Source organism: Corallococcus sp. M7 (genome assembly GCF_054512695.1).
Genome location: NZ_CM137252.1, coordinates 3050193 through 3060405, shown reverse-complemented (window position 1 = coordinate 3060405; position 10213 = coordinate 3050193). Strand labels below are relative to the sequence as shown.

7 protein-coding genes are annotated in these 10213 nt (G+C 68.7%); all 7 read right to left on the bottom strand.

Features of this window, described 5'->3' with window-relative positions:
- Nucleotides 1-3 precede the first annotated feature (3 nt).
- Nucleotides 4-1728 carry a tetratricopeptide repeat protein gene (locus ACX114_RS12740; protein WP_459297949.1) on the bottom strand — a complete coding sequence of 575 codons (1725 nt, stop codon included), beginning with the start codon at nt 1726-1728 and terminating at the stop codon, nt 4-6.
- Nucleotides 1695-1892, bottom strand: a complete 198-nt coding sequence (locus ACX114_RS12735) for a hypothetical protein (RefSeq protein ID WP_199738633.1) — start codon at nt 1890-1892, stop codon at nt 1695-1697. The genes ACX114_RS12740 and ACX114_RS12735 overlap by 34 nt, the downstream gene beginning before the upstream one ends.
- Nucleotides 1893-1926: 34 nt before the next feature.
- A complete protein-coding gene (gene cglE, locus ACX114_RS12730) occupies nt 1927-2565 on the bottom strand; it encodes an adventurous gliding motility protein CglE (RefSeq protein WP_459297947.1) in 639 nt (212 codons plus the stop codon).
- 115 nt (nt 2566-2680) lie between these two features.
- Nucleotides 2681-4654, bottom strand: a complete 1974-nt coding sequence (gene gltG, locus ACX114_RS12725) for an adventurous gliding motility protein GltG (RefSeq protein ID WP_459297945.1) — start codon at nt 4652-4654, stop codon at nt 2681-2683.
- 85 nt (nt 4655-4739) lie between these two features.
- Nucleotides 4740-5009 (bottom strand): adventurous gliding motility protein CglF, encoded by a 270-nt coding sequence (gene cglF / locus ACX114_RS12720; protein ID WP_120525394.1) that lies wholly within the window; start codon nt 5007-5009, stop codon nt 4740-4742.
- Between the two features lie 142 nt (nt 5010-5151).
- Nucleotides 5152-6591, bottom strand: coding sequence for an adventurous gliding motility TPR repeat lipoprotein GltE (gene gltE, locus ACX114_RS12715; RefSeq protein ID WP_459297942.1), 1440 nt, complete (start codon nt 6589-6591; stop codon nt 5152-5154).
- Complete coding sequence (locus tag ACX114_RS12710; RefSeq protein ID WP_459297940.1) at nt 6591-10184, bottom strand: tetratricopeptide repeat protein; 3594 nt, start codon at nt 10182-10184, stop codon at nt 6591-6593. The genes gltE and ACX114_RS12710 overlap by 1 nt, the downstream gene beginning before the upstream one ends.
- Between the last annotated feature and the right edge of the window lie 29 nt (nt 10185-10213).

Here is a 10213-nt window from a genome sequence, read left to right as displayed (position 1 = left end):
GAATTATTGGCTTTCTTGCTCGCCAGCCGAGGAAGCATTTTCCGTCGGCGCCGCCGCGGATTCGGCGTCGTCACCAGCGTCCGCCTTGCTGTCCGCGGGAGGCGTCGCGGGGGCCTCGGGGAGGGCCTTCGCGCGCTCCAGACCGGCGCTGTCGTTGAGCTGCGTGTACAGGGCGATGGCCTTGTCACGCTGCTGCAGCTCCTCCGCGAGCTGCGCGGCGCGGGGCAGGTGCTCCCCACCGAGCTTCTCGTAGAGGGGCAGCGCCTTGTCCTTGCGGCCCGCCTGCGTCCACGTCTCCGCGGCGGCGGAGATGTCACCCAGCAGCTCCAGCCACCGGGCGCGTCCGGCGGGCTTCTGCTCCTGTTCGGCGCGGGCCAGCTCGCGCTGCGCGAGCTCCTTGGCCTCGTCCTCCAGGGTGAGCCGCTGCATGAAGTGGAACGCCTTCGGAGGAGGCAGGGGGCTCAGCACCTCCACCGCCTCGCGCCGCTGGCCCACGGCCACCAGCAGGGTCGCCGCGCCCAGACGGTCGCCGCGCTCCACCAGGGCCTTCACCTCCAGGCCGCGGATGCGGTTGGCGCTCGCCAGGTCCCGGGCGCGCTCGTACGCCTTGCGCGCCAGGGTCAGCTTGTTCGCGCGCTCGTACGCGAGGGCCGCCTGGTCGAACTGCCGCGCGCGCTCGTAGAGGCGGGCGACGTTCTCGAAGTCGGCCTTGGCGACGTAGTGCTCCATGAGCAGTTCGTACGCGCCGGCCTTCTCCAGCGTGGGGCCAATCTGCTCCGCGGGCAGCGTGCCCACGAGGCGACGGGCCGCGTCGTTGTCCTGGCCGGACAGCGCCGTGCGCAGCGCGCTCTTCAGGTCACCGCCCGCCTCGAACAGCCGGGTGGCCTCCGTGAAGCTGTTGTTGCGCTCGTGCAGGCGCGCGGCGTCGCGGGTACGGCCCATGCCTTCCAGCTGGGTCGCCTGCTCCTTCCAGTCGCCCGTCAGCTCCGGCATCGGCGCGCGCTCGGGGCGCTCACCGCGCGGAGGACGCTCGCCACGCTCGGGGCGCTCGCCCCGGGGAGGACGCTCGCGCCGCTCACCGGCCGCGCCGCGCTCCGGACGCTCGCCGCGAGGAGGACGGTCGCCACGCTCGGGGCGCTCGCCCCGGTCACGGCGCTCGCCGCGCTCCGGACGGTCACCGCGGGGAGGACGCTCGGCGCGCTCCTCACGGGCCGGGGCCGCGGGCTCCGGCGTCGGCTCACGGCCGCTGAGCGCGAAGGCCGCCTGGGAACGGTCCGCGTCGCCCGCGGCGCGCCAGACCCGGCCCACCAGGGACATCACGTCCACCCAGCCGTCGAACTTCTCCTTCGCGGGGTCCACCGCCGGCTTCGCGGGGGCGGCCTCGGCGGGCGCGCTCCCTTCGGCCGGCGCGGCACCCTCGGCCGGAGCAGCACCCTCGGCGGCCGGAGCCTCCGTGGGCGCGGCTTCGGTGGAGGCGCCTGCCTCCGGCGCCGCGGCTTCCGCGCCCGCTTCCGGCAGGGCCGGCTTGGACTGACGCTGCACGCGCAGGAGCGTGGTGATGAGGCGGCCGCGCGTGTTGAGGTCCAGGTCCTCGAGCGACTTGAGGTTCATGGTCCGCAGCGAGCGGACGATGGCCTCCAGCGGACCCTTCTCCGCCGAGAAGTCGTTCTTCGAGAGCGCCTTCTCCAGGACGCTCAGCTCGGCGATGACACGCTGGCCGGGCCCCACCGGGCCGGCGTCGCGATCACGGCCACGGCCTTCACCCCGGCCGCGCCCTTCACCCCGGCCACCGCCAGGACCGCCACGACCGCCGAAGCCTCCCGGTCCGTCACGACGGGGCCCCTGGCCCGGCGCGCCCCCGTTCGGACCGCGTCCACCCGGACGCGATCCACCGCTTCCATTCTCCTGAGCCACGTGAATCTCCCGCTAGAACGCGTAGCGAATGTTGGGCGCCACCGCGAACCCGAAGGCGCCCTTGGAGGCGAGGTAGTTCCCCACGACCTCCAGCCCCACCGAGAAGTGGCGCAGCCGCGTGTAGTACTCCACTCCGGGCCCGGCAAACACAAGAATGTCGGATTCGGGGAGGAGCTTCTTGGGAGAGAACATCGCGTAGCCCGCGCCGACGCGGGCGTAGATCCAGGTGCGCTTGACCTCCTGGCTGTCGGCGAAGCCCACCAGGCGGGCGCGCAGCACGGCGCCAGGCACCAGCATGGTGAAGTCGCCGGACGCGGCGCCCTGCGAGTAGCCGACGTATTCCGAGCCCGCGCGGTTGGCGGAGCCCATGAAGAAGACGCCCAGCGACAGGCGCTCGCCCAGGTCCACGCCCAGCTCCACCTGGGCCATCTGGCCAGAGGAGAAGGGGCGCGGGCCGGAGTCCGCGGGCGGGTTGGTGATCCACGAGGGACCGCCGTACACGCCGAAGTACACACCGCGCTCGACCTCGTTGAAGGTCACCGCGGGACGGTCCTGCATCGCGGAACCGGCGCTGGGGGTGTCCTGGGCGCCCGCCATCGCGGGAAGGAGGAGCGCGGCGCTCAGGGCAAGAGGAGCAAGGACTTTCTGCATGGAGGGCGGCCTGGTGGGGGGCAGTCCTCCCGCGGGGGCGGGAGGTTGAAGTGAAGAAGCGGGCAGCCCTGGAACCAGGACCGCCCGCGCTGATTACGGATGTGTTGATTCTACGTCAGTCACCGGCCTGCTTGAAGATGAACGGGTAGGTGACGATCACGGAGCCTCCACCCTTGGGCTCCGGGAACTTCCAGGTGCGCACGCGGCCGGCCACGCAGGTCTCCAGGTCCGAGTTGCCCGCCGTGGACTGCGCGACGTTGGACGTGGCCACCGAGCCGTTGGCGCTGATGACGAACTTCACGGAGACCTTGCCGCCCAGCTTGGGGAAGCGGTTGAGCAGGCTCTCGTAGCAGTAGCGGATCTGCCCGCGGTTGCGCTGGATGACCTGGCGGATGAGCTCCTTGTCCAGCGAGCCCATGACCTCCGGATCCGACGAGGTGATGCCCACGTCCACGCTCTGCTTGCCGCCGAGCGTGCCCACGCCGGTGCCATAGCTGCCGCTGCCGCCGCCACGGCCCTTGGTGCCGATGCCGCCGATGCCGATGCTGTCACCGGTGCCACCGCCACCACCGCCGCTGCCGCGCAGACCCATGCCGCCAAAGCCGCCCGCGTCGCCTGCCTTGGCGCCGAACATGTTGCCCATGGCGCTCTTGAGCTCGCCGCCCAGGTCCGCCTTGCCGAAGATGGTGGAAATGCCGCCCTTGCCGCCGCCGAAGATCTTCGCGGTGAGGGCGCGCGCCTCGTCCTTCTTGTTCGGGTCGCCCTTGGGCGCGGTGCGGTTGTTGGCCTTGGGCGCGTCCTTCTTGCCCATCTGACCTTCGTCGCCGCGCTGCTTCTGGGCCATCTCGCCCGACTTCTTCTCCTTCTGCTGGTTCAGCTTCTCCAGGAACTTGTTCTTCTGGGTCTCCGGAGGCTTGATGATCAGCTTCGCGATGCGCGCGTCGTTGCCCGCGAGCTCATCCGCGTACTCGTCCCCTTCCCCACTCTGGTTCATGGAGTGGATGACGAACGCGGTGCCGATGAAGAACATCACCAGGAAGATGTTGAGCGCCGTGTAGTCGATGTTCTCGCCGATGGGCACGGCGACGCGCTTGGGCACCGGCTGGAACTGCGCCTCCAGCGTGAGGCCGCCCAGGTCCACCCAGACGAAGTCGTCCGCTTCCAGCGTGAGGCCGTAGGCGTCGCCGTCCTGGGAGGCCTTGCCGGACTCCATCACCGCTTCCAGGTCCAGCGTCTCGCCCTTGCGGGTGAGCTCGCCCTTCATCTTGCGCGCGAAGCGCACGGTGAAGGACTGGCCGTCGGTGCGCAGCACTTCGAACGAGGGGGCGCCCAGCTTGGAGTCGCCCATCACGAAGTCCACGCCCTTGGCGCTGCCCACCGTGAAGCCCTTCTTCGCGCCGGGGGGCACGAAGAACTCGCCCACGCGCTGGTCACCCCAGAGCAGGCGCAGCGACACACCCTGCGGGCCGTTGGACTTGGTCTTGCGCACGGTGCGCACGCGCGGCGCGGCTTCCTGCTCCTCGTGCTCCTCTTCCTGCACGGGGGCCTTGGGAGCCCGCGCGGGCGCCACGGCGTTCTTCTGCGTGGGCGCGACGGACGCGTCCATCGCGGCGGGCGCGGGCTTCGCGGCGGGCGCGGGCGCGGCGGCCACGGGAGCGGGCGCGGCGACCGGCGCGGCCACGGCCTGCGCGATGGCGGCGGCGGGGGCCACCGGCGCGACGGTGGGGTTCTTGTCCGTGGGCGCGTCCGCCTGCGCGACGGCGGCGGCCAGGTTCACCGCGGCGACCGCGGCCGGGTTCTCCAGGCGGATGGTGGTGCCACCCACGCGGACCTCGTCACCGAAGGAGACCTGCCCCTTGTTGACGCGCTTGCCGTTGACGTAGGTGCCCTCGACGCTGCCCATGTCGATGATGGACATGGAGCCGTCGGCGGCAACTTCGATGACGGAGTGGATGCGGCTGACCTTGTCGTCCTCCAGGCACAGATGCGCGGAGGAAAGACGACCAATCTTGATGATGTCGCGCTCGTAGTCCTTGGAGGCGACCAGCGTGTCGCCCTTGAAGACCTTGAGTGTCAGGGGTACGGCCATGGAGGGCTCCCGGTAGGCTTTGGCGCTCTTGGACAACGGTGCCGGCGGAAGGTTCCCGCCGCCGGTTCAATCCGTGGTGGGGGGATTACAGCTCGCCCACGGACTGCATCACCTTGTCCTCGAAGTCTTCGCGGATGCGGATGAGGTTGGAGTGCTTCACGGTCTTGCGCGCCTCGACGTACTCGCCATCCGGCTTCGTGAGGTCACCCTCGATGGTGTCGTCCTCGAAGTCGACGCTGGTCGTCTTCTGCATCTTGGCGCCGCCACCCTCACCACCCCGCGCTCCGCCGCCCTCGTCCTGGGCGAAGGCCGGGGCCACCGACAACGTCACGCACAGCATCAGCCACTTCCGCATCCTGCCTCCACGTGGGGCCTTCCCAAGGCCCACTGGTGTTTCCGCATGGTGGGCCCCCGCCTGGAAAAGCGAGGGGCTCACAAGGTTCGCATCTTCCCGAGCCGCGCCGCCAGCGTGAAGCCACTGGCGGGCGTCTCCCACATCACAGCAGGTCGTCCGTGGGCTCGTCGGAGTCCGCCGGTGCTGCATTCTTCTGGGCAGGGGCCGTCTGCGTGCCACCCGCCGGGGTGGCGGCCGGCTGCTGCGCGCCCGTGCCCGAGGCCGGCGTGGCCTGCGGGGCGGTGCCGGTGCCGGACGCGGGCGTCGCTCCACCCGGGGGCGGCTGGCCCTTCTGCTTCGCCTCTTCGGCCTTCATCGCGGCCTGCTGCTGGGCCTGGAGCGCCTCCATCTGCTTGGCCTGGGCCTCCGCGGCCTGCGCCTCGCGCTTGGCCTGCACGATGCTCTCCGCCTCGCGCATGAGGCCGAAGACGGGCGATTCGGCGTTGAGCGCGACCTCGCCGCCGGCGAGCGCGACGTACTTCTTGTAGAGCTCCACCGCGCGCTCGGGGGCGTCCTTCACCTTGTGCAGGATGATGCCGCGGTTGAGGTACGTGGCGCCCAGGTCGGGGTTGAGCTTCTCCGCCTCGTCGTACTCCTGCATGGCCTTGTCGTACTGGCCCTGGCCCTTGAGCGCGATGCCCAGGTCCACGTGCGCGGCGGCGTTCTTGCCGTCCGACTGCAGGATGCGGCGCAGGTGCTCCTCCGCTCCGGGGAAGTCCTCCGCGTTGAGCGCCAGCTGGGCCAGCTCCACGTGCGCGGGCACGTAGTCCGCCTTCGCTTCCAGGGCGCTCTTGAACTGCAGGCGCGCGCCCTCGTTGTCGCCCTCCTTCAGGAGGATGAGGCCCACGGCCTGGTGCAGCTCCGGATCCGTGCCGTCCAGCTTCACCGCGCGCAGCGCGACGAGCTTCGCCATGGCCAGCTGCTTGCGGTCCAGGTAGCTGCGGATCATCACCTTGAGGGCGTTGGTGTTCATCGGGTCGCGCATGAGCGCGGCGCGAGACAGCTCCATCGCCTTGTCGTGGTCGTTGTTCTGCCGGTAGATCTCCGCCAGCCGCGCGCGCGAGCCCGCGTCGTCCGGGTAGCGCGTGAGCACGTCCTGGTAGAGCGCCACGGCGCCGGCCACGTCGCCGCCGTTCTGCTTCATGATGGCCAGGTTGTCGGAGGCCTGGCGCAGGGACGGCTTCTTGGTGAGCGCGGCCGCGTAGCGGGCCTTGGCCTCGTCGGGCTTGCCCATGCGCTCGGCGATGACGCCCAGGTTGTACTCGGCCTCCGCCAGGTTCTGGTCCGCCTCCAGGGCGGCCTTGAACTTGCGCTCCAGCGACGGGTAGTCGAAGGCCTTCGCCTTCTTCTGCGCGTCGAAGGACTTCGTCGCGTCATCGAACAGCAGCATGGCGCGGTTGGAGATGGAGACCGGGCCCGTGGGGGCGGCCACGGGCTTGGCGACGGGCGCCGGGGTGTTGGTCTGCGTGGTGGAGCAGCCGACAGCGGTCAGCGCCAGCGTGGCCAGCAGGAGGGGGCGGAACGGGTGCATGCGGCGATTCATTAGAGGAAGTCCTCCGGCTCCTGATCATCAACGGTCTTCTTGGGGGCGCCGTCCTTGGACGCGGCGGCGGGCTTGGCGACCTCGGACTCGGTCTGCTGGCGAAGCGCGTTCGTCAGCGCGGACAGGTCCTCGTTGAGCGCCTCGCTCTTGGCCTGCTTCTCCGGTTCCACCTTGGTGACCGGGGGCGGGATGTCCTGCACGGCGGCCAGCAGGTCGCCGCCCAGCACCAGTTCCTTGTTCTTCAGCGCGAGCTTCTCCTCCAGCACCTCCGGGTAGCGGTCCGGGGCGTAGGTGGTGCGGAGGATCTTCAGGCTCGCCGCGGCGCAGTCGTTGAACACGCCCAGCTCGCGGCTCTTGGCCACCGCGCTGGAGAAGGCCTCCGTGGCCTTGTCCTTGAGCGGCTGGACCTGGTTGGCGAACTCGTCGCGCAGGGCCTGCTGCGACTCCTCGTCCAGGCCGCGCGGCATGGGCGCGTTCACGACGAGCTCCGCCATGTGGTCATACGCGAGGCCAATGCGCTGCAGCGCGCAGATGGCGGGCTCCGGGGCGCCCAGGGCCACGGTCTGCACGTACTTCTTCTGCACCACCTCCAGCGCGCGGCCCTTGTCGGCCAGCGAGCCCTTGAAGCGCTCCGGCGACGGCGGCACGCCCCAGTACAGCTTCAGGCGCTTGAACTCGTTCCAGTCCGGCTCGATGGCCAGCAGGTTCGCCTGCGCGGCGGCGGCGAGCGCCGGCTTCTCCAGCGCGGTCTGCTGACGGCGGGGCAGCTGGTCGAAGTACTCGAAGATGCGCTTGTTCATGCGGCGCACGTCGTTCGTCTTCCGCATCTTCGTGTAGATGTCGACGATGCGGCCCTCGGCCATGAGGAACTTGCTCTGGGAGCGCATGTTGTCGCGCTCGTACTCCTCCAAGAGCTTGATGGCCTTCATGTACGCGCCCTGCTTCACGTGCAGGTCCACGACGGACAGGAACGCGGCCTCCGCGTCCTTCGACTTGGGCCACAGCTCGATGTAGTGCTCGCGGTTCTTGAGCGCGGCCTTCAGCTGGCCCAGGCCCTCGCGGTAGGTGGCCGCGTTGAACAGGGCGATCTGCGCCTTGGACTCGTCCCACTTCTGCACCACCGCGGGCTTCGCGGGGCCGTCGTCGTTGGAGGCCTGCTTCGCCTTGCCCCTGGCCTTGCTCTTCGCCTTGGCCTTCGCCGCCGGGGCGCCGCCCTTGTCGTTCAGGTTGCGCTCGTAGCCGCGCACGTAGAGCTCGTAGGTGCCCGCGGCCTCCTCGAAGTCACCGATGGCCTCCAGCGCCTCCGCGTTCGCGTAGATGGAGTCCGGCACGTACTTGGACCGGGGGTATTCCGCGAACAGGCGCTTGCGGACCTCGATGGCCTTATCCAGGCTCTTCGCCTTGTAGTAGTCGACGGACGCGTTGTAGAGCGCCAGGTCCGCGATCTCCGTCTGCGGGAAGTCGTGGACGAAGTTCAGGTACGCCTCGGCCGCCTTGGAGAACTCCTTCTTCTCCTCAAGCTGGCTGACCAGCTTGAACGACGACTGCTCGATCAGCTTCGCCAGGTCGTCGCGGAACTTGCCGGTGGCCAGCTTGTCGTTGGCGTAGAAGCGGCGGGCCCACTCGTTGACCTTCGCGAAGTCGCCCAGCAGGTTGTACGAGTCGAGGATGAGGTTGGCGGCGATCTCGGCCGCGCGCTGCCCGTCCTCGAACTTGTACTCGGGGTAGCCGAGCGCGATTTCGGAGAAGCGCAGCACGGCTTCGTCGAAGTGGTTGTGGCGGTAGTAGATGTTCGCCGCCTTGAAGGCGATCTCCACGCGCTTGTCGCCCTTGGGGACGTACTTGAGGTAGCGCTCGCACGCGTCGAGCAGCGACTTCTTCAGCGTGGGGATGGCGATCTTCTTCTGGATGTCCGTGCCGGCGGACTCGGACTTGGCCTCGCCGCGCGCCTCGGCCGCCTTGACGACTTCGTCATAGGCGAGCACGGCGTTGTAGGAGGCGTTGGTCAGCCACTTGCCCGGCTTGCCCGGCTTGGGCTTGCCCTTGTCGTCCTTGGCCTCCAGCACCTTGGCGTCCTGGAGGACGACGAGCGTGTAGTTGGCGGCGGCCTTCTCGAAGTTCTGGAGGTTGTCGTTGAGGAGCTCCGCCCAGAAGAAGCGCAGGTCGTACGCCTTGGGGTTCTCCGGGAAGAGCGTGAGGTAGTCGCTGTACACGGCGTCCGCGTACTTGAAGGTCTCCTCGCTGCGCGTCTTCTTGCCCTCGTTGTGCCAGGTGACGGCGAGGTTGGAGAGCGTGCGCTCGGACAGCTCCTTCGCCTCCGCGAGCGCCTTCTTGTCCTTGTCGTCCTTGATGACGCCGGAGGACTCGACGTCCTTCATGATCTTCACGAGCCGGCGCACCTGGGCCACGGTGCGCTCCTTGTTGCCCATGCGCAGGATGCAGTCGACGATCTTGCCCTGGAAGCCGGGGGCCTCCGGAGACAGCGGCTTCTCCTTGATCAGCGCGTTGAAGGTGATGGCCGCTTCGCGGTCCTTGCCGTCGCCGTAGTACAGGTTCGCGAGCTGCTTCATCATCGCGAAGCGGTCTTCCGGATTGGTGGCGACCTTGCCGAAGTCCGCGCGGGCCTGCGTCACATCACCCTCGCGGGCATAGGCGCGCACGTAGTCGTTGCGCGCCTCACGCACCAGCGAGCCCTTCGCCTTGGCCTTGCCGTCCTTCTCCACGGCGCCGGCGCCGGCCAGCTCACCGTAGAGGACCACGGTCTTGTACTTGTCCTTCGCGGACTCGTACTCGCCCATGTTGAAGTAGCACCAGCCCTGCTTGTAGAGGGCGAAGGCGTAGACCTGGTTCTCCGGGTACTCAGCGGCCTTCTTGTAGGCCGCGAGCGCCTTCTCCAGCTCCGGGCGCTTGCCCTTGGAGTTGTTGAAGTAGTACTCGCCGAAGGCGAAGTACGCGTCCGGGATGTACTTGGACTGCGGGTACTTCTCCACCAGGCGCTTGAACGCGACGAGCGCCTTCTTGTCCTGGCCGTCCTCCATCAGGTACTGGCCGAGGAAGAAGAGCACTTCGTCCGTGCGCTCGAACTTCGGGTACTCCTGGACGATCTTCGTGTACTGCTCGACGGCGTACTTGCCGTTCTCCTTCACCTTCGCCATCAGCTCCGCCTTCTCCGCCTTGGCCTTCTGCTGGCCCGCGGCGTCGTTGCGGTTCATGGCGACGATGAGCTCGTCGTCCTTCCGGTTGGCTTCGAAGAAGAAGAACTTCGACTCCTCCCAGTAGAGCTCGCCCAGTCGGAACAGCAGGCTGGGGGCCTCCTTCTGATCAGGAGACAGCGAGATGATCTTCTTCAGCGATTCGATCTGTTCGCGGCGCTTGGAAGCGACCTGCACTTCCACGCCCAGGCGGAACTGATCATATTGAAGCGCGGGAGCGGCCTGCTGGGCTTCCTTCGGGCGCGTGATGTCGCCTGCGAGGGACTTGTCCACGGTGGTGGTGGACTTCTTGCCCAGGTCAGCGTCGCGCAGTGCTTTCTTCTCCTGGGCCGAAGCCATGGAAGTCAGGAGAACGAGGCAAACGAGTAGCGAGCGGCGCATGGTCTTCCTAGGAGCGGGTAACCGGTGTC